General features: G+C 74.5%; 17 protein-coding genes. 9 read left to right on the plus strand and 8 right to left on the minus strand.

The features are described from left to right. Positions 1-574 precede the first annotated feature (574 nt). Positions 575-919, plus strand: a complete 345-nt coding sequence (locus ACFP3R_RS17380; RefSeq protein WP_380637257.1) for a hypothetical protein — start codon at positions 575-577, stop codon at positions 917-919. A gap of 75 nt (positions 920-994) precedes the next feature. Here the strand turns inward: ACFP3R_RS17380 and ACFP3R_RS17385 are convergent, their stop codons facing one another. Continuing rightward, entirely contained in the window at positions 995-1,267 is a 273-nt protein-coding gene (locus ACFP3R_RS17385; RefSeq protein WP_380637258.1) for a hypothetical protein, read from the minus strand. Between the two features lie 61 nt (positions 1,268-1,328). Between ACFP3R_RS17385 and ACFP3R_RS17390 the strand changes: the two genes are divergently transcribed. Beyond that, positions 1,329-1,832 carry a SigE family RNA polymerase sigma factor gene (locus ACFP3R_RS17390; protein ID WP_380637259.1) on the plus strand — a complete coding sequence of 168 codons (504 nt, stop codon included), beginning with the start codon at positions 1,329-1,331 and terminating at the stop codon, positions 1,830-1,832. Further along, on the plus strand, positions 1,829-2,857 hold the full coding sequence (locus ACFP3R_RS17395) for an LCP family protein (RefSeq protein WP_380637260.1): 1,029 nt from the start codon (positions 1,829-1,831) through the stop codon (positions 2,855-2,857). The genes ACFP3R_RS17390 and ACFP3R_RS17395 overlap by 4 nt, the downstream gene beginning before the upstream one ends. A 60-nt stretch (positions 2,858-2,917) precedes the next feature. Here ACFP3R_RS17395 and ACFP3R_RS17400 read toward each other — a convergent pair whose 3' ends face one another. After that, positions 2,918-4,006 (minus strand): Gfo/Idh/MocA family protein, encoded by a 1,089-nt coding sequence (locus ACFP3R_RS17400; protein WP_380637261.1) that lies wholly within the window; start codon positions 4,004-4,006, stop codon positions 2,918-2,920. Between the two features lie 212 nt (positions 4,007-4,218). Between ACFP3R_RS17400 and ACFP3R_RS17405 the strand changes: the two genes are divergently transcribed. Next, positions 4,219-5,895, plus strand: coding sequence for a DEAD/DEAH box helicase (locus ACFP3R_RS17405; RefSeq protein WP_380637262.1), 1,677 nt, complete (start codon positions 4,219-4,221; stop codon positions 5,893-5,895). A gap of 358 nt (positions 5,896-6,253) precedes the next feature. Here the strand turns inward: ACFP3R_RS17405 and ACFP3R_RS17410 are convergent, their stop codons facing one another. Then, the gene (locus ACFP3R_RS17410; protein ID WP_380637263.1) at positions 6,254-7,558 is read right to left on the minus strand and encodes a carboxylesterase family protein; all 1,305 of its coding nucleotides are present in this window, start codon (positions 7,556-7,558) and stop codon (positions 6,254-6,256) included. Between the two features lie 20 nt (positions 7,559-7,578). On the opposite strand from ACFP3R_RS17410, the gene ACFP3R_RS17415 reads away from it, so the two are divergent. From ACFP3R_RS17415 to ACFP3R_RS17425, 3 genes are read left to right on the plus strand one after another with little or no spacing between them, the layout of a single operon-like run. Further along, positions 7,579-9,159 (plus strand): pyridoxal phosphate-dependent decarboxylase family protein, encoded by a 1,581-nt coding sequence (locus tag ACFP3R_RS17415; RefSeq protein ID WP_380637264.1) that lies wholly within the window; start codon positions 7,579-7,581, stop codon positions 9,157-9,159. A gap of 10 nt (positions 9,160-9,169) precedes the next feature. Next, the gene (locus ACFP3R_RS17420) at positions 9,170-10,123 is read left to right on the plus strand and encodes a P1 family peptidase (protein ID WP_380637265.1); all 954 of its coding nucleotides are present in this window, start codon (positions 9,170-9,172) and stop codon (positions 10,121-10,123) included. Between the two features lie 11 nt (positions 10,124-10,134). Next, positions 10,135-10,707: a DUF4865 family protein gene (locus tag ACFP3R_RS17425; RefSeq protein WP_380637266.1), complete on the plus strand. Its 573-nt coding sequence runs from the start codon at positions 10,135-10,137 to the stop codon at positions 10,705-10,707. Here the strand turns inward: ACFP3R_RS17425 and ACFP3R_RS17430 are convergent. Continuing rightward, entirely contained in the window at positions 10,685-13,960 is a 3,276-nt protein-coding gene (locus ACFP3R_RS17430) for a CHAT domain-containing protein (RefSeq protein WP_380637267.1), read from the minus strand. The two genes, ACFP3R_RS17425 and ACFP3R_RS17430, sit on opposite strands and share 23 nt — an antisense overlap. A gap of 394 nt (positions 13,961-14,354) precedes the next feature. Here ACFP3R_RS17430 and ACFP3R_RS17435 point away from each other — a divergent pair, with 394 nt between their 5' ends. Next, positions 14,355-14,558 carry a hypothetical protein gene (locus ACFP3R_RS17435; RefSeq protein WP_380637268.1) on the plus strand — a complete coding sequence of 68 codons (204 nt, stop codon included), beginning with the start codon at positions 14,355-14,357 and terminating at the stop codon, positions 14,556-14,558. Positions 14,559-14,593: 35 nt separating this feature from the next. On the opposite strand, the gene ACFP3R_RS17440 is transcribed toward ACFP3R_RS17435, so the two are convergent. After that, complete coding sequence (locus ACFP3R_RS17440) at positions 14,594-14,758, minus strand: helix-turn-helix domain-containing protein (protein WP_380637269.1); 165 nt, start codon at positions 14,756-14,758, stop codon at positions 14,594-14,596. A gap of 48 nt (positions 14,759-14,806) precedes the next feature. After that, on the minus strand, positions 14,807-15,694 hold the full coding sequence (locus ACFP3R_RS17445) for a hypothetical protein (RefSeq protein ID WP_380637270.1): 888 nt from the start codon (positions 15,692-15,694) through the stop codon (positions 14,807-14,809). 1,594 nt (positions 15,695-17,288) lie between these two features. On the opposite strand from ACFP3R_RS17445, the gene ACFP3R_RS17450 reads away from it, so the two are divergent. Then, entirely contained in the window at positions 17,289-18,242 is a 954-nt protein-coding gene (locus ACFP3R_RS17450; protein WP_380637271.1) for an RNA polymerase subunit sigma-70, read from the plus strand. A gap of 218 nt (positions 18,243-18,460) precedes the next feature. Here the strand turns inward: ACFP3R_RS17450 and ACFP3R_RS17455 are convergent, their stop codons facing one another. Beyond that, entirely contained in the window at positions 18,461-19,087 is a 627-nt protein-coding gene (locus tag ACFP3R_RS17455; RefSeq protein WP_380637272.1) for a DJ-1/PfpI family protein, read from the minus strand. 13 nt (positions 19,088-19,100) lie between these two features. Then, positions 19,101-19,949, minus strand: a complete 849-nt coding sequence (locus ACFP3R_RS17460) for a GlxA family transcriptional regulator (protein ID WP_380637273.1) — start codon at positions 19,947-19,949, stop codon at positions 19,101-19,103. Positions 19,950-20,065 lie beyond the last annotated feature (116 nt).

Here is a 20,065-nt window from a genome sequence, read left to right on the forward strand (position 1 = left end):
GGGATTGGTTCTCATGGCTTCACTCCCTGCGACGCTGCACGGAAGGGCTGAGGTAACCGGCGGACTGTGTTAACGCTAACAGCGAGGCATCGCCCAACTCAACACCGAATTTTCAGCGCACTGTCGAAGCCCTATGACAACCTTGTCAGGCAGCCACCACCACGGCGTTAACACTTGTTAGCGATAACAGCTATCGATCAGCGCCCTCGGCGCGGCGAGGGCGCCGCGACGACCTCGCGGTGCTCGCGGCCCGGGGTCTCGACCGACAGCCCATCCTCCGCCGGCCACCGCCACCGCACCGGCAGTCGCCACCGATCGCCCGGTCCCCCGTGACCGCCATGCACCGCGTTACCCGTGCGGGCGACCCGAAAAAGTGGTCCCGCCACGAAAGTGCGAATCCCCGGCGTGTTCACTCACAGGGAGGGCATTTCGCACACGCGATGTGATAACAGCAGTTCACGATGTCCGGCGGGGTTCAAACATGTGCCACCCGATGTGCGACACCAGCGATATGTGCCCCGAACAGGGGTAACGATCGGAACGCATGGTGATCACAACATCTAGGAGGTTTTCCATGCGCAACATGACTCGCCTCATCTCGGCCGGTGCGCTGTCGATCCCGATGCTCCTGGGCGCGGCCGGCCTGGCGATGGCCGACCCGGACGTGTCGTACGAGAGCGGCACCTACGTCGCGGGCCCGGAGGGCGCGGGCTTCGAGGCGGTCCACTCGGGCGCCGGGCACGACTACGCCTACTACGTCGAAGGGTGGGGTTGGGCCGGCGAGGACGGCGCCTTCAGCGAGGAGACCGGCGCCGCCTCCTTCCACGACTCCGCGTACTTCTGGGAGAGCGCGGAGTACGCCACCGAGGACGGCGCGTACAGCGAGCACACGGACAGTTCCGTGGAGGATGACGACTGACCTGCCCCGACAGGTCGGACAACACCGGGCCGCCGCGCACCGAGGGGTGCGCGGCGGCCCGTTCTCCCGGGTGGTTCAGCCCCGGTCGGGGTCGTCGGCCACCGAGCGGTCCGAGAGGCCGGTGTCGCCGGTCGGGCTCGCCTCGGGGTGGTCGGAACCGGTGTGGCCGCGCCCGGCCGGGTTGCCGATGCCGTCCAGGGGACCCGAGGCCCCCTCGTCCAGCGAGGCGCGGCCCGCGTCGTCGTACTCCTGCTCGGGGTCGTTCCCGGGCTGGTGGTCCGTGCCGGCCGGCCACCCGGCGCGCCGACCGACAACCGGTGTGGCGCACACCACAGCACCGCCGTTCAACGTCGCGCGTCCTCCACGGGGTTTCCCGACCGCAACCGACCCAGCGGCAGAAGGGGGCGACGTGCGGGACGACTTCGACCGGTTCGTCACCGATCGCCTTGACCGACTCTTGCGCTACGCCACAGCGCTGACCTGCGACAAACACCTGGCGCAGGACATCGTCCAGGAGGTGCTGCTGCGGGCGTCGCGGCGGTGGGACCGGATCGGGGCGATGGAGGCGCCCTACCTCTACCTCAAGCGCATGGTCACCAACGACTACCTGTCGTGGCGACGCCGCCGCGCCGCCCGCGAGGTGTCCACCTCGCACGCGGCGCTCGTCGCGGTCGGCCCGACCGTGGACGACCCGGCCGTGCGGCACGCCGAGCGGGACGCGATGCGCGCCCTGATCGCGACGCTGCCGCGCAGGCAGCGGGCCGCGATCGTGCTGCGCTACTACGAGGACAGCACCGACGCGGAGATCGCCGCGGTGCTGGGCTGCGCGGAGGGCACCGTGCGCAGCCACATCTCCCGCGCGCTGGGGAAGCTGCGGGTCGACCGGAACGCCCCGACGGAGGTGCTGCGATGACCGAGCAGGAAGCCCTCATCCGCGAGGCCGTCGCGGCCGAGGCCGACCAGGCCGTCGACCACCGCGAGGTGCTCGCCGGCCTGCGGACCGGGCGGGCGCGCCGGCGACCGTTCGCGCTGATCGCGGTGGGCGCGCTGACCGCCGTCGCCGCGGTCGTCGCGGTGGCGGTCCCGCTGGTCGTCGACCGGAGCGCCCCACCCGCCGGCGGCGGGCCCGCGCCCGTCGGGCAGACCGTGCTCCTGATGGGCCTCGACGACGGCCCCCGGCCGGACGCCGTGGTCGTGGCGCGGATCAGCCCCGGCGGGGCGGTCAGCGCCCTGTCGCTGCCCAGGGACACGTGGGTCGACATCCCGGGCGTCGGTCCGGGCAGGTTGAACTCCGCCTACTCGCGGGCGCACGAGGCGGCGGGGGCCGCGGGGCGGGACGCCGACCAGGCGGGCGCGGAGGCGGTGGCGCGGACGGTCGCCCAGCTGACCGGCGTGCCCGTCGACCACCACGCGACCGTGCCGATGAGCGCCTTCGGCGAGCTGGCCGACGCCCTGGGCGGGGTCGAGGTGTGCCTGCGGGCCCCGGTGTCGGACCCGTTCTCCGGCGCCGACCTGCCCGCCGGTCGGACCACGCTGCGCGGCGAGCCCGCCCTGGCGTTCCTGCGCCAGCGGCACCTGCTGCCCCACGGCGACCTGGACCGCGTGCTGCGGCACCAGGCGTTCCTGACCGGCGCCCTGTCCCGGGTCGCCACCCTCGCCGACGACCCCGCCGCGCTCGCCGACCTGGCGGCCGTCGTGCGGCGCACCGTGCGCACCGACCCCGGCTGGGACCCGCTGGAGGTGGCCGCCCTCCTCCGCCCGGCCGGCCCGACCAGGAGCGCGGTCATCCCCCTGGGCGACCCGATCGACACCGGGCAGGGCACGGCCCTCTCGGCGGACCCGGCGGCCGTGCGCGCGTTCGCCACGGGCCACCTGTCCGACCCGGACCCGAACACCCCGCCGCCCCCACCCCCCACCGGCGACAACTGCGTGAACTAGCCCGAAGGGGGGTGCCCCTCCCCGGCGCACCCCCCTCGTGCCCCCCTTCACCACGTCACCTCACCGCGACAGCTCCACCCAGTCACCCACGGCGTTGGCCCTGACCAGCGCCTCCCCCACCCGCGCAACCCGAACCGAGTGCCCGAGCGACACCAGCAGCTCCCCCTCTCCCTCCCCCTCCCCCTTCTCCCCCTCCCTCTTCTCCCCTTCCCATCCCCTCCTACTTCCCCTCCGCCACCCGATCGCGTCGGCGAAGGCCGCGATTTGGAGTTCGTACGCGTCCGCGGCGGGCACGACCTCCTCCCGCACCCCGTCGAGCGCCACGACGGTGATCAGGCCGTCCTCGTGGGGGGTGGTCCAGGCGTTGCGCACCGAGATCGACCCGCGCGTGCCCTGGAGCTCGTAGTGGGCGCGCGGCCCGTACTCCAGGCTGTAGTCGAGCACCGCCGAACGACCGCCACCGAAGTCGAGCACCGCCACCGCGCCCAGGTCGACCCCGCCTTTCCCCGCACTCCCCCCGCTCCCCCCACTCCCGCCACTCCCGCCACTCTCGTGGAACCGCGCCCAGACCCGTCGGGGCTCCTCCCCGAACGCCCACAACGGCACGTCGAACGCGTAGCAGCCGACGTCCCACGTGGCGCCGCCGCCGAGCGCGGGGTCGAACCGGATGTTGCCCTCCACCGGGGTCGGGTACGCGAACGCCGCCCGCACCACCCTCAGCCCCCCGATCGCGCGACCCTCCGCCAACAGCTCCGCCACCCGCCTCTGCTGGGGGTGGAAGCGGTACATGTAAGCCTCCATCACCACCAGCTCACCGGCGGCCCGCACGACCCGCAGGCAGTCCTCTTCGGACAACGCCATCGGCTTCTCGACCAGCACGTGCTTGCCGGCGTCCAACGCCCGCAACACCCACGGCACGTGCTCCGAGTTGGGCAGGGCGACGTACACGGCGTCCACCTCCGGATCGAGGAGCAACGCCTCGTACCCGTCGTGGACCCGCGCCCCGAACCGGCGCGCCACCTCACCCGCCGCCGCCAGTCGACCCGGCCGACCGGCCACCGCCGCCACCACGTTGCCCGGCACCCGCCCCACCGCCGGCAGCACCCGCCCGGCGATGTGCGAAGTAGCCCCCAACACTCCCCAGCGCACCGTCACCACACCTGACCTTAACCGCTTAACCAGCCTCCCACCCCACCGTTCACCCCCCGCGAGTCGTACGTTCAGACCCACCGTGTCGTACGTTCAGACCGGGCGTGTCGAACGTTCAGGACCCCCGAGTTCTACGTTCAGGACCCCCGCCCACCCACGCGCGGCGGACCCCTCGCCGCGCGCTTCCAGGGCGATCAGCGAAACTTGACCTCATGAACGACGAGCCCGACGACCGGACCAGCTTCGCCGACCTCGGGTTGCGCCCCGAACTGCTCCGCGCCCTGACCGGCCTCGGTTACGAGGAGCCCACCCCCATCCAGCGCGAGGCCATCGGGCCGCTCACCGAGGGCCTCGACCTGCTCGGCCAGGCAGCGACCGGCACCGGCAAGACGGCCGCGTTCGCGCTGCCCGTGCTGGAGCGCATGGGTGGCGGCGGCCGGACCGAGCAGGCCCCGTTCGCCCTCGTCCTGGTGCCCACGCGCGAGCTGGCGGTGCAGGTCTCCGAGGCCATCCACCGGTACGGGCGCGAGTTGGGCGCGCGGGTGCTGCCGATCTACGGCGGTCAGCCGATCGGGCGACAGCTGCGGGTGCTGGAGCAGGGCGTCGATGTCGTGGTCGCGACGCCGGGCCGGGCGGTGGACCACCTCAACCGCGGCACGTTGAAGCTGGAGCAGCTGAAGGTCGTCGTGCTGGACGAGGCCGACGAGATGCTCGACATGGGTTTCGCCGAGGACCTGGACGCGATCCTGGCCGAGGCCCCGGTCGACCGGCAGACCGTGCTGTTCTCCGCGACGATGCCGTCGCACATCGACCGGCTGGCCCGGCGGCACCTCAAGGACCCGGTGCGCATCACCATCGGCCGCGAGCAGACCGAACCCGGCGAGACCCCGCGGGTGCGGCAGAGCGCCTACATCGTGCCGCGTGCCCACAAGCCGGCCGCGCTGGGCCGGGTGCTCGACGTGGAGGCGCCGACCGCCGCGATCGTGTTCTGCCGCACGCGCGACGAGGTCGACCAGCTCACCGAGACCCTCAACGGCCGCGGCTACCGCGCGGAATCCCTGCACGGCGGCATCAGCCAGGAACAGCGCGACCGCGTCATGGCGCGCCTGCGCAACGGCACCGCGGACCTGCTGGTGGCCACCGACGTGGCGGCCCGCGGCCTGGACGTGGAGCAGCTGACCCACGTGGTCAACTACAACGTGCCGTCCGCGCCGGAGTCGTACGTGCACCGCATCGGCCGGATCGGGCGGGCGGGGCGCGAGGGCGTGGCGATCACCCTCGCGGAGCCGCGCGAGCACGGGATGCTCAAGACCATCGAGCGGGTCACCAAGCAGCGGATCCAGGTCGAGAAGGTCCCCACCATCGCCGACCTGCGGACGCGGCGCCTGGAGCTGACCCGGGCCGCCCTGCACGAGAGCCTGCTGGAGGACGACCTGGAGGGGTTCCGGGTCGTGGTGGAGACGCTGGCCGACGAGTTCGACGTGATGGAGGTGGCGCTGGCGGCGGTCAAGCTGGCGCACGAGGCCAGTGGCGCGGCGGCGGACGAGGAGGAGATCCCCGAGTACGTGCCGCGGTCCGGTGAGCGGCGCGGGCGGGAGGTCGGTGGTGAGCGGCGGGAGCGCAAGCCGCGGCGGCCTTCGGCGGGGATGACGCGGCTGTTCGTGGGCGCGGGACGCAGTGCGGGCATCCGGCCGCAGGACCTGGTGGGGGCGATCGCGGGTGAGGCGCGGCTCAACGGTCGCGACATCGGGGCCATCGAGATCGCCGACCGGTTCTCGCTGGTCGAGGTGCCGGAGGCGTCGGCGCAGCAGGTCATCGCGTCGCTGCGGGGGGCCACGATCAAGGGGCGCAAGGTGACCGTTCGCCGGGAGCGTGACGAGCAGCGTTGACGAGCGGGGCCGGCCAGCGAGGCCGGCCAGCGGGACGGGCGCAGCGTTGACGAGCAGGGCCGGCCAGCGAGGCCGGCGCGCCGCGTTGACCAGCGGCGCCGGCGGTCGGTCCTGTCGGTCCTGTCCGTCTGCTCCGGCGGTCGTCGGTGACGTTCGCCGGGCGGGTGGTTCGGGGTTCCTTCATGTTCTACCGAGTGGCGGGGACGCTGTTTTCGTACATTTTCGGCGAAGGTTCACCCGATTGTGTTCGACGGCCGGTCGTGCGCCCTCTCGCCGAGGTCGACCCTAGTCCCCGGGGCGTGTTTTTCGGGTCAAGTCCGGAGACCCGCGAAATACCCCGGGGAAAGCCGGAACCACGTCACGTCGGCGGAACCGGGGGGTGCGGGAACACCGGGTCCAGGGCGACCCCCCGCCACGGGGCCCGGCGCGGCTCGGTCGGCGGGCCCCAGTGGTGGACGCCGCGCCAACCGGGGTCGCCGGTGGCGCAGAAGGACACCCACGAGGCGAGCACGCGCCGGGACAGGGCGTGCTCGTCCGGACCCGCCGGCCCGCCGATGAGGAAGTCGGCCCCGCCCAGGTTGCCGAAGCAGAACGGCAGGTCCGCGTTGTGCCAGGCCGGTGGTCGGGTGAAGCGGGCCAGGCGGGCGCGCGGGTGGGTCTCGAACAACCGGTTGACCGGCTCGACGAACAGGAAGTCGCCCGCCAGCAGGGTGTGGGCGTCGGGCAGCCCGCGGTAGGCGTCCACCACGTGGTCGGGGATGCCCCAGTCGCGCCCGAACCGCGTCAGCCCGGCGTCGGTGCGCGCGACGCGGAAGCCGCCCAGCTCCGCGAACAGCCGGTACTCGACGTCGGTGTGGGCCAGCAGCAGGTCGACGTGCGGCGGCACGGTGGGCAGCCGGTCGGCGACGGGGCCGAACAGCACCGGGTCGTGGGACAGGGGTCCGGTGCGCTGGGCCGCGGCGAGCCGGGCGGCGGACAGCACGGTGGACTCCGGCGTGGTGGTGTCGACCCAGCGGGCGACGCCGCGCGCGAACCCCTGGCCGTAGACCCGGTGGGGCGGGCTGTGGGCGATCACCCGCCGCACGGGTTCGGCGGCGGCGAGGAACAGCGCCGAGGTCGCGCCGGCGGAGTGCCCGGCCACGGTGATGTCGTCGGGGTCGCCGCCGAACGCGCCGATGTGGTCGCGCACCCACCGCAGCGCCGCCCGCTGGTCGAGCAGCCCCCGGTTGTCCGGCCGGCCGGGCACGTGCCCGAAGCCCTCGAACCCGACCCGGTAGTTGCAGGTCACCACGACCAGTCCGGCGCGGGCCAGTGCGGCGCCGTCGAAGTCGGGCTGCGCGGACGACCCGAACGTGTAAGCCCCGCCGTGCAGGAAGAACAGCACCGGTCGGGGGGACGGGGAGGTCGGCGGCGCCCAGACGTTGAGCGTGAGCACGTCCTCCTGGCCCGGCCGCCACAGGGGCGTGCCGGGCAGCAGCGCGGCCTGCGGGGCGATCGGGCCGAACCCCAGGCAGTCGACCGGCGGGCCGGACGCGGGCACGTCCACGGGCACGGGTTCGGCGAAGCGCCGCGGCCCGAACGGCGGCTCGGCGTACCGGATGCCGAGGAACGCCTCCACCGCCCGGTCGACCGACCGCCCCCGGAACCGCCCACGCCGCGTCATCGGCGTCTACCCTGCCACGGGTGGGTGATCCGCTGAACGACCGGGGGAACGCCGCCGAGGCGCTGGGTCTGGTGGCCGCCGCCGCGGGCCCGTACCTGGACGCGCTGCCCGACCTGCCGGTGCGCGACGCCTCGCGCGCCCACCTGCTCGACGACCTCGACGGGCCGCTGCCGGAGTCCGGCGAGGGCGCGCCGGCCGCGGTGGCGGAGCTGCTGCGCATCGGCACGGGAGCCGCCACGCACTCGTCCGGGCCGCGGTTCTTCCACTTCGTCGTGGGTGGCGCGACGCCGGCGGCGCAGGCCGCGGACTGGGTGACGTCGCTGCTGGACCAGGCCGGGGGCCTGTGGTTGGCCTCGCCGCTGGCGGCGCGGGCGGAGTCGGTGGTGCTGCGGTGGCTCAAGGAGCTGCTCGGCCTGCCGCCGGGGTACGGCGGGGTGCTCACGCCCAGCGCGACGTTCGCGAACCTCACCGGGTTGGCGTGCGCGCGGTGGTGGTGGGCGCGGCGGCACGGCGTGGACGTGACCGCGGACGGCCTGGTGGGCCTGCCCCGGATGCCGGTGTTCTCCAGCGGCTACGTGCACGCGAGCAGCCGCAAGGCCCTCCAGGTCCTGGGCCTGGGCCGGGACGCGGTGCGCACCCCGACGCGGGACGACGCGGGCCGCCTGGACACCGCCGCGCTGGACCGGCTGCTGGCCGACGAGGGGCCGGCGGTGCTGATCGGCAACGCGGGCGAGGTCAACGGCGGCGACCACGACCCGATCGACGAGATGGCCGACCTGGCCGCGCGGCACGGGGCGTGGCTGCACGTCGACGGCGCGTTCGGCCTGTTCGCCGCCCTGTCGCCGCGCACGGCGCACCTGGTGCGCGGGATCGACCGCGCCGACTCGCTGGCCGCCGACGGCCACAAGTGGCTCAACGTGCCCTACGAGAGCGGTGTCGCGTTCGTGCGGGACCCGGAGGTGTTGGGGCGCGCGTTCGGCGGCTGGAACGCCCCGTACCTGCCGGACCCGGACGAGGAGTTCGTCAACTACAACAACCTGGGTCCGGAGTCGTCGCGCCGCGCCAGGGCGCTGCCGATCTGGGCGACGCTGCGCGCCTACGGCCGCGAGGGGCACCGGGCGATGGTGGAGCGGCACCACGACCTGGCGCTGCGGGTGGGCCGCCGCGTCGGGGAGTCGCCGGACCTGGAGCTGCTGGCGCCGGTCGCGGTGTTCGTCGTGTGCTTCCGCTTCCGCCCGCCGGGCGTGCCCGAGGACGAGCTGGACGGGCTCAACCGCCGGTTGGGCGAGGAGCTGGTGGCCGACGGCCGCGTGTACGCGGGCACCACGGTGTACCGGGGCGTGGTCGCGCTGCGGCCGGCGATCGTGAACTGGCGGACCACCGAGGGGGACGTGGACCTGCTGGTGGAGGTGGTGCGGGAGATCGGGGCGCGGGTGCTCGCCGCCCGCAGGTCGGCCGGCACGCAGCACCCCGGCACGCAACATCCCGGCACGCAACATCCCGGCACGCAGCACCCCGGCAGGCAACACCCCGGCACGCAGCACCCCGGCACGCAGCACCCCGGCAGGCAACACCCCGGCACGCAGCACCCCGGCACGTAGCATCGAGGTCGTGCGCAACGCGATCACCGACGTCCCCGGCGTGCTGGTCGGGCACGCGACGCGGGTGGGCGGCGGCGCGCTGACCGGGGTGACGGCGGTGCTGTTCCCGCCCGGCACGCGCGCCTCGGTGGACGTGCGCGGCGGCGGTCCGGCGACCCGGGACACGGCCGCGCTCGACCCCCGGCACGGTGGCCGCGAGGTGCCCGGGATCGTGCTGACCGGCGGCAGCGCCTACGGCCTGTCGGCCGCCGACGGGGCGGAGCGCGAGCTGGGCGGTGTCGTGCCGGCCGCGGCGCTGTTCGACCTGGGGCGCGGTGGCGACTTCGAGGCCCGCCCGGGGCCGGCGGAGGGCGCCGAGGCGGTGCGGAACGCGGGGCGCGGGTTCGCGCGGGGCAACGTGGGCGCGGGCACGGGGGCCCTCAACGCCGCGCTGAAGGGCGGGGTGGGCACCGCGAGCGCCGAGCTGCCCGGCGGGGTCGTGGTGGGCGCGGTCGTCGCGCTCAACGCGGTGGGCCCGTCGGTGGACGTGACGACCGGGCTGCCGTTCGCCGCGCGCCTGGGCGGGCCGGGCGAGTTCCCGGGGCCGGGCGGCGACGACCTGGCCGCCGCCGGCGCCGCGGTCCTGGCCCGGACGCCGGGCGGGCGGCCGTTCAACACGGTCATCGGCGTGGTCGCGACCAACGCCCGGACCGCGCCGTACCCGCTGGCCTCCGCCGCCCAGGACGGGCTGGCGCTGGCCGTGCGACCGGCCCACGGCCTCACCGACGGCGACACGGTCTTCGCCGCCGCCACCGGCACCCACGACGCCGACCCGCGGGCCGTGGCGGCCGCGGCGAGGGTGGTGTTCGCCCGCGCGCTCGTGCACGGGCTGCTCGGCGCGGAGTCGGTGACCACGCCGTGGGGCCGCCTCACCGCCTACCGCGAGCTGTACCCGCGCACCGCGGCCGACTACCGGGGGTTCTGACCTTGCACGCCATGCACTACGAGATCACCCTGCCCGCCGACTACGACATGGGCGTCATCCGGACGCGCGTGGCCACGCGCGGGTCGGCGATGGACGGGTTCCCCGGTCTGGGGCTCAAGGCGTACTGCGTGCGGGAACGCGGCGTCGACGGCTCGCCGGTGAACCAGTACTCGCCGTTCTACCTGTGGCGCACCACCGAGGGCATGAACAGCTTCCTGTGGGGGCCGGGTTTCCGGGGTCTGAGCGCGGACTTCGGCCGCCCGGTGGTGCGGCACTGGGTCGGCCTGGCCTTCGCGCGCGGCCCGGCCGCCACCCCCACCGGCGCCACCAAGCGCACCCGGGCCCTGCCCGCCGACGCGGACGCGGCCGAGGCGGTCGGGGCGGCCGTCGAGGACCTGGGGCGGGTCGAGGGCCACCCCGCGCTGCACAGCACCGCGGTGGCCGTCGACCCGGCGCGCTGGGAGCTGGTGAGCTTCAGCCTGTGGAGCGGGCCGCCGCCGGAGGAGGACGGCGCGATCCGCTACCGGGTGCCGCACCTGTCGAGCCCGGAGCTGGACGACCTCAGCGCGGGCCGCCACTGGTAGGCCGGGCGCGCAGCCGCTGCGGGTAGGGCACCGACAGGTAGGCGACCAGGTCGAGCACGCCGCCGCTGGTGCGGTCCAGTTCGCGGGCGAGCCCGAGGACGCCCCGGTCGACCCGGTCCATCAGCCACGCCAGCAGCACCACCACCACGTCGGCGAGCAGGCCCACCTGGGTGGGCATGTCCTCGCGCCGGCCCGCGGTGACGGCGCTGGCGAAGTCGGTCATGCCGCGCTGGGTCAGCTCCCGGGGCCCGGTCTCGATGGCGCGTTTCATCGAGTCGACCACCAGCGGCACCAGCGACGCCCACACCGGGCGCGGCGCGACCTCGCAGATGAGGCCGCCGCACAGGGCCGCGGTCCACAGCGCCTCCGGGTCGCCGGCCCGCACCGCGCCCACGGCCAGGTGCGGCAGCAGCTCCGCGCCGCGCTCCCACGCGCCGCCGGCGACGAGCTTCTCCACCGCGTGCCGGTAGTGGCCCAGCGCCTCGGCGTGCTCGCCCTGGGCGGTGAGCACCCCGCCGAGGTCGTCGTGGAAGAAGGCGACGTCGGGGGCCGAGCCCAGCTGCTCGGCGCGGGCCAGGCCGGTCTCGGCGCGGTGCCGCGCGCCGGCGAGGTCGCCGCGCTCGCGGTGGCACGCGCCGAGCAGGCGCAGCGCGGTCAGCTCGCCGGGGCCGTCGTCCTCGGCGCGGAACAGCCCGACGGCCCGCTGCCCGGCTTCGACGGCGGCGTCCAGGTCGCCGGCGGCGCGCCGGCGGGGGCACTCGTCGAGCGTGAACGCCGCCTGCCGGGCCCGGTCGCCGAGCTCCCCGGCCAGGTCGTGGCCCTCGACGGCGAGCCGCAGGGCGGTCTCGGGGTCGTCGTCGCCGATGTCGTTGAGCACGGTGAGCGATTCCAGCAGACCGGCGCGCGAGCCCCGCGCCCGGTGCTCCTCCGCCGCGGTGAGCGCCACCTCCCTGGCCTCGTCCACCCGGTCCTCCCGCATCAGCAGCACCGCCATCCGCACCAGCACGTCCGCCCGGTCGCGGCACGCGTCGCCGAGGTCCACCCCGCGTTCGAAGTCGGCGAGGGCGGCGGCGCGCTCCCCGCGCCGCTCGGCCCGCGCCCCGGTCAGCACGTACCGGCCGGCGCGGCGCTCGTCGGCGCCCTCGGCCAGGCCGGACAGCACCGCGTCGACCTTGCCCACCAGCTCGTCGGCCCGCGCGTCGTCCTCCTCCAGCGCCAGTTCGGCCAGCAGCAGGTCGGCGTAGGCGGGGGTGTCGGTGGCGCCGCCGGACTCGACGGCGGTGCGCAGCGCGGCCAGCTCCCGGCGCAGCACGCGGGCCGCCGGGCCCTCGGTGTGCTCGCGCGCGGCGTCCGCGAGGAGCTCGCAGGCGGTCAGCGCGGCCTCGGCGTCGGTGGTGGACCGGTCGCGCCACTCGTCGAGCCTGCCGTTGACGGTCCCCGCGTACAGGTAGGACCGCTCGATGCCGCCGGGGGTGCCGGTGTTGACCACGGCGTGCGCGGCGGGCGCCTCCTCGGCGGTGAGCCGCCGCACGACGGTGCGGGCGAACCCGGCGGCGAGGTTGGGCGGGATGGCCCACAGGGTGCCGATGTAGCCGCGGGCGCCGGCCCGGGTGAACTCGCGGCCCAGGTCGGTCCAGGAGCGGCACGAGTTGTTGAACACCACCGGCCGGTGCGGCAGGGTCAGCGGCAGGTCGTGGCCGGGCAGCTCCTCGCCGCCGAGCACGATGCCGTGGCCGGCGTCGTGGGTGTTGAAGAAGATCAGCTCGACGGGCAGGCGGGCGGTCAGCTCGCGCAGCGCGGCGATCGACGCGTCGGCCCCGGACAGCACGATCGAGTGGGTGTGGTGGCCGAGCGGGGCGGTGGTCCCGGGCAGGTCCCGGAACACGCCGGGGTCGAAGACCAGGCTGAACGCGCCGGGTTCGCGCGCCACGCCCGCCCGGTGCAGCTCGGTGAGCACGACCAGCGCCGGGTCGGCCACCACGTGCCCGATCGGCTTGCGCGCCCAGTTGGCCTCGCCGGTGCGCACGAACGGGTAGGGCAGGCCGGTGGTGAACGCGGTGAGCCTGCGGTCGCCGACCTCGGCGACCGCCTCGGCGGGCACCTGCGCGGTCACCACGGCCTCGACCGCCGCGTACGGGTCGTGCCCGCCGGTGGACAGGTAGCGCCACAGCGCCTCGACGAACCCGATGCCCTTGACCGCGTCGCCGATGGCGCCGGCCGCGGCGGTGACGCGGTCCTGCTCCTCGGCGACGACCCGGGTCACCTCGGTCAGGTCGGGGCGCGGGGTGACCACGAGGCGGGCGCCGCGGTGGTGGGCGTAGAGGGCGGCGACCAGGTCGTCGGCGTCGCCGGTGCGCTCGACCAGCACGGCCTCGTCGCCGTCGGCCGGGTTGTGCGCGGCGAACGGCACGGGTGGCGCGCCGTCGACCACGCGCAGCGCCGCCCCGGCGCGCAGGGCGGTGAACAGGGCGGCGACGGGGTCGGCGTCGGGGGCGACGTCCAGCACTCGCCCGGGTTCGCCGCCGCGCAGCAGCGCCCACGCCCGGGCGGTGAGGTCGGCCGGGGCGGTGGGGGCGGTGGGGTCGGTGGGGTCGGTGTGCGGCAGGTGGACGTGCTCGGGCAGGTCGAACGGGAGCCCGCCGGGGTGGTGCGGGTCGGTCAGCAGGACCGCGCGGCGCACGCCCGTCCCGGCCAGCAGGTCCGCCACCAGCTCGTCCCGGCGCGCGGCGCCGCCCTCCCCCGGCCGGAGCACGACGACCGGCGCGAGCCCGGGTCCCGGCAGGCACGAGAGCACCACGGCCGCCTCGACGGCCTGGTCAGGGCGGCACACCACGGCGGTGTCGCCCACGTCGAACACCGGGTCGCTGGTGACCGCGACGGTCAGCTCCGACTCGCCCTCGGGCAGCCACACGCAGACGCCGTCGTCCTCCAGCGCGCACGGCTCGGAGCCGGACACCAGCAGCCGCACGGAGCCGGGCAGCTCGAACGCCACCCCGTCGTCGGTCCGGGTGCCGGGCGCGTCGACGGCGAGGCTCCAGCGGGCGGGCGCGGGCAGGTCGAAGCGCTGCCGCAGCACCGCGCGCACGTGCCCGTCGCGGGTCTCGTCGACCAGCAGGTCCCGGGTGCCGCCGTGCAGGCCGGACAGCTGCTCGGTCGCGTCCACCGGGGGTTTGCGGTGCACGTCGAGCAGGACGGCGCGCAGCAGTCCCGCCTCGAAGCGGAACCGGATTCCGTGCGGGGCACCGAGGTCCACTGGCTCACGACCCTTGCGAAGCGAACGGCGAGGTCCACCGGAACAGGAGGTGGCGGGCAGAAACTACGCCACGGACGGGCCCGATCGTGGGAAAACCGGCGGTTGGCGGCGGTGGGCGCGCCGCACCCGCCCGGACCGGTCACGCACCGGGTCGATCACACTCCGGACCGGTCACGCCCCGGACCGGTCATACTCCGGACTGGCACGCCCCGGAACAGGAGGTGGCGGGCCTCACGTCCCGGCTCGTTCACGCCCCGGGTCCGTCCACCCCGGACCCCTCGACCCGGGCCGCGGGCGTCAGCGGCGCGCGGCCGGTCGCGGCGCGCACCTGGTCGCGCTGGCCAATCACGCTGGCCCCGACGGGTCGGAGGCGTTCCCGTCGGTCGGCCAGCCGATGCGCTACACCCGCCTGTCGTGGCGCACCGTCCAGCGGGCGCTGCGATCGTCGAAGGAGCTGGGCCTGATCCGCGAGGGCAACACCCGCTACCGCGACGCCCGGATCGAGCGCGCCGACCTGCGCCCCCAGGTCTACGACCCGGTGCTGTCGGCCGGGTTGTCCACAGGCACAGGCACGGGCGTCAGGACGACGCCCCGCTGACCGGCACGGGGCGTCAGCAGCGACGCGACGGGGCGTCATGCTGACGCCTGAACCGTCCTATCAATCATCGAAAGGTAGGCCGGGGTGATCCCGGCGAGCCCGGCAACGACGGTCAGCGACAGCCGACGCCACGAGCGGACCTCCCGCAGGCGTCGGCCGATGTGGTTGTCGTTGACGTCCACGCGCACCTCCTCGGCCACCTCAAGGGTAGGCGGGGCGGGCTGGCGCATCATTCGCGTGACGGCCTGTTAGTCGTCGGGAAGCTGGGACGCGCACTCCCGCATGAACGCCGCCGTCTGCGAGCAAGCGGTGGAAAGTTCGTCGCAGTCACGAGCCCAGTACCCCGCCATGGCTTCACCAGCTCGCGCGAGCGCATCCGCCACATCGGCTGCCATGAGGGTGTGCCGCTTCTGTCCCAGCTTCGTGCGGCTGTGAACGCCACCGCCGTCCTCGGCGATCTCGTAAGCCGACCAGTTCCCCACAGCCCACGCGGCGTGGTGCGCGACTCCGCTCCACTCGGCGTACAGAGCACCCCCGGGCTGACCAAGCGTCTCTCGGATCACGCCGGCCTGACCGAAGGTCCTCACCTTGCCGTCCACCTTCACGCCGAGCTTGTACCCGGCCTCCTTGACCTCCAGGCCGCAGCTCCGCACCGCTTTCTTCCAGTCCTCCAACGTCCACACGTTCGGATCGGTGGAGGGGGGACGGCGGTCCTCCTTGGCGGACCACAGGCCGATCAGGCCGGCGCGGAGGACCCGCTCGTCCAGGTCGATGTCAGGAGCCATCAGCCACACCACCATGGCCGCGCCCTCCAACACGGCGCGCGCAGCGGAGTACGCACCGGTGCCCGGCCACTCATCCGGGGCGAGTTCGTCACCCGGTACACCGTCCGCCCGGTACACCTTCGCGAGGCAGCGCAGGTGGTGCAGCACGCTCTTGCTCGCGTCCACCGCCATGAGCTCAGCGCCTTGGAGGAGCAATTCCTTGTCCGTGATGGGGGACCCCTCGGGGCCGATCACCCATTCAAAGCCCGGAGCATCCTCACCGCGACGTCGATCTTGAAGAGTGCTTCGCCATGCGGCGCGCAGGTCGGCGTACGCCATGTGCAGGGCGTCGATCACTCGTAGGTCGGTCACGGAAGCACTCTCCTCGTGTCGTATCGCGATTGCGACAGATGGAGTACATGGTGCCGCAACGATGCGAATCGGCGAACCGGGTTTACCCGGTTGGCCAGCGCTGGGCGAGAGAGGCACACAGCGCACGTCCGTCACATGATGTCGCCGTCAAGTGACCGGTGGCACCGGTCCACCCTCGAGCAGGGGCGGGCCGGTGCCATCAGGACTACTTCCGGCTCACGACCGGCCGGGCGCGAGGCTCCTGCACGTCGGACAGAACCGCCCCGTTGCGACCAGGCTCCACGGAAGGCATTGGATCGACCTGTTATCTACTTACCGGCAACACCCCTGGATTTGTGCGCTGGTGTAGTCATTCCACCCCACGCCAAGACGAAGCGCTCAGCCAGATCGACAAGCCGATCGAGCCGCCGACGACTCCATCGTCCAAGTGGTCGCAGCGCAACACCCCCGGCAAGCGCGAGAGCAGACACAGCTATGAGCATGGACGTGGAGGTAGAGCCTGCCAGCCATGTCTGCACAGCTTGAGGAACAGTGCTGTCCCAACACAAAACCATGATCAAGAAGGTGATGGCCGCTCCGGAAGCCACACCTACGCCCAGCAATATAAGCAAGGCTTGCCTTACTTGCACCCTGACGGCCCCGCCGTCCTCTACCATGTACACGCCATTCACGTTCTCCACCAAGGGACTAGGGATGGCGGAGGCCGGTCTCCGCGCAAGGGGGACCGGCCTCCCTTGTCTCAAGATCATCGAGAATCACTTAAGACCACTCCACTAGACACGACCTGGAGGCTTCGCCGGGGTACCGCCACATACGAAACCTGGCACCCTGCTTTGTAGAGTCGCCACAACTGCACCGGTTAAACTCTGTAGCAACCCGCCATTGACCTATTGACAATAGGGGAAAAATAGTATAGCAGCGATCCTCCGACTAGCGTTGCTTAACCACAGCAAGATCACAAGTCGGACATTCGGACTACAGTCCCACGCTGCACATCGGGTCGTCGCGCCACTTGTCCACGGCACGCACGCAGCCGAGCACGACCGGCGAGCCTTCCTTCCAGCGTCCGCGCACGGCGATCACCGAAACTGGTGCCCCGGCCCCGGTAGGAGGCCGGCACCATCACCGAGGCGGTGAACACGGACCGGTGCGGCGGGCGGGAAGCGTCCCAGCGGCCGACGAACCACCACCGGTGCAGGTGGATCAGCACGACGTGGGCGACGACCAGGACCGGCGGCAGGACCAAGACCGGCGGCAGGACCAGGGCCGGCCAGGAGCCAGATGCCGCACAGGTCGACGTGCGGCGGGTGGCCGTGGTCGCGGCCGGCGCGCTCGACCAGGCGGGAGCAGTGCAGGTGCAGCGCGGCGCAGGCGACGACGACGACGGCGAACGTAATCTGCCCGTGGTTCCCGCGACCGTCCCCCGGACCGGTGCAGACCGGCCTCGACCCCAGCGGCGGGCCGGGCGGGGTGTCAGCCGCTGCGGGGGTGACGCGGGTCCGGGGAGGACGACCGAACAGTTCTCCGGCGCCGCGCCGTCACACGGGGTGCGGCGTGCGACCGGCACGTCATCGCGCGAGCCCGGAGGGTGGACATGGGCGAGGTTCCGAAGACGGTGGTCGACTTCACCGGCGAGGCCGAGCGGTACCGGCACGAGCTGCGGGTGCACTGCTACCGGATGCTCGGCTCGTTCGACGAGGCCGAGGACCTGGTGCAGGAGACGCTGCTCAAGGCGTGGCGCGCCCGCGACACGTTCGAGGGGCGCTCGTCGTTCCGCGCCTGGCTCTACCGGATCGCGACCAACGCGTGCCTGGACGTGATCGGCCGCCGTCCCGCGCCCGCCGCGACCGGGGGGATGCCCGCCGCGGAGGTGCCGTGGCTCCAGCCGTTCCCGGACGAGCTGCTCGACCGCGCCGAGCCCGGCGCCGGGCCGGACGCCGAGGTGGTCGCGCGGGAGACGATCGAGCTGGCGTTCCTGGCCGCGGTGCAGCACCTGCCGGGCAGGCAGCGGGCGGTGCTGGTGCTGCGGGACGTGCTGGGGTGGCCGGCGGCGGACACCGCGGCGCTGCTGGGGGACACGGTGCCGGCGGTGAACAGCGCGCTGCACCGGGCGCGGGTGACGCTGCGCCGGCACCTGCCGGAGCGCCGCGCGGACTGGTCGGGCGAGCCGAACGCGCGGGAGCGGGCCGTGGTGCGCGAGTTCGTGGAGGCCACCGAGAGCGGCGACATGCCGCGGCTGGCGGCCGCGCTGCGCGAGGACGCCACGTGGACGATGCCGCCGCAGCCCGAGTGGCACCGCGGCCGGGACGTGCTGATGGGGTTCTGGGCGCCGTTCATGGTGGGCCCGGAGGCGATCGGCGAGTGGCGGGTGCTGGAGACGCGGGCCAACCGGCAGCCCGCCGTGGCGAACTACGCGCGCCGGCCGGGCGGCGCGTGCTTCGAGGCGCTGGCGCTGGACGTGCTGCGGGTCGAGGGCGACGCGATCGCCGAGGTGATCACCTTCCCGGCGGACCGGTTCGCCCTGTTCGGCCTGCCGGCGACGCTGTGACGTCCGGGGGGTTCGACGTCCGCGCCGTCACCGTCGCGGACGCGCGCCCCCTCGACCCCGCCGAGTGGCGCGGGGCGCTGGTCGTGGTGCTGGCGGGGGTGCTGGACGTGGACGGCGAGCTGTTCGCGGCCGGTTCGGTGCTGGCGCTGGCCGGGGTGCGGGCCCGGGTCCTGCGACCGCACGGCGGGCAGCCCGCCGTGCTGGTCGCGGTGCCCCGGTCAGCGCGGCCGCAGCACGTCGCGGGCGAACGCGACGACCTCGGCGGGCGCGGTCTCCGGCGACCCGGCCCGGTAGGGCGGGCGGGGGTCGTACTCCAGGACGAGCTGGGTGAACTCGGCCCGGCGGTCGCCCCAGACCAGGCCGACGAGGGTGAGCGCCATGTCGATGCCGGCGGACACCCCGGCGGCGGTGATCACGGACCCGTCGACGACGACCCGGTCGGTGCGGACCAGCGCGCCGAGGGCGGCCAGCTCGTCGCGGACCGCCCAGTGCGTGGTGGCGGGGCGGCCGGTCAGGATTCCGGCCCGCGCCAGCAGCGTTGAGCCCGTGCACACCGAGGTGGTCCAGGTCGCGGTGGGGTGGGCGCGGCGCAGCCAGGCGGTGACCGCGCCGTCCTCCAGGGCCTCGGCCCACCGGCCGCTGCCGGGCACCACGAGCACGTCGGCGGTGGTCAGCTCGTCGAACGTGGCGGTCGGCACGAGGACCAGCCCCGCGTCGCACCGCACCGGGTCGGGCGAGGCCGCGACGAAGTGCGCGGTCACCTCCGGCTGGTTGGCCAGCACGTCGTAGGGTCCGACCAGGTCGAGCGCGGTCATGCCCGGGTAGAGCGCGAAAGCGATGTCCATCCTTCTCCCCTCCTCACGCCGCACCGGTGGTGCGGAACCTCTGGCGGTAGCCGCCCGGCGTCACGCCGAGCACCCGCAGGAACGCCCGGCGCAGGGTCTCGGCCGAGCCGAAGCCGCAGCGCCTGGCCACCACGTCCAGCCCCTCGTCACCGGACTCCAGCACGCCCGCCGCCGCCTCGACCCTGGCCCGCTCCACGTACCGGGCGGGCGGGACGCCGACCCGGCGCGGGAACACCCGGGCGAAGTGGCGGGGGCTCATGGCGGCGCGGCGGGCCATCTCCTCGACCGTCCAGCGGGCCGCCGGGTCGTCGGCGACCGCGTCGAGCAGGGCGCGCAGGCCCGGCTCGCGCACCGGTGGCACGCGGGCGCGCACGCTGAACTGGGACTGGCCGCCGGGGCGCTGGAGGAACACCACCATCCAGCGGGCCACCAGGCGGGCCAGCGCCGCGTCGTGGTCGTGCTCCACCAGGGCCAGCGCGAGGTCGATGCCCGCGGTGACGCCGGCGGAGGTGGCGGTGGCGCCGTCGCGCACGTGGATCGCGTCGGGCACCACCTCGACCGCCGGGTGCTCGGCGGCGAGCCGGTCGCAGTAGGCCCAGTGCGTGGTGGCGCGGCGGCCGTCGAGCAGCCCGGCCGCGGCGAGCACGAACGCGCCCGTGCAGACGCCGGCGACCCGCCGGGCCCGCGACGCCAGGCGCCGCACGTGGTGCAGCAGCTCGGCGTCGCGGGCGGCGGTGGTGAAGCCGAAGCCGCCGACGACCAGGACGGTGTCCACCCCTCCGGACACCGTCCGCAGGTCCTCTGCCTCCAGCCGCAGGCCGCCGTGCACCGCGAACCCGCCGCCCGGGGCGGCCAGCCGCACCCGGTAGCCGCCGCGGGCGGCGGGTGCGCGGGCGGCGGCTGCGCGGGTGGGGTCGGGGGGGGGGGGGGGGGGGGGGGGGGGGGGGGGGGGGGGGGGCCGGGGGGGGGGGGGGGGGG

The organism is Saccharothrix lopnurensis (genome assembly GCF_042658445.1).
GTDB lineage: Bacteria > Actinomycetota > Actinomycetes > Mycobacteriales > Pseudonocardiaceae > Actinosynnema > Actinosynnema lopnurensis.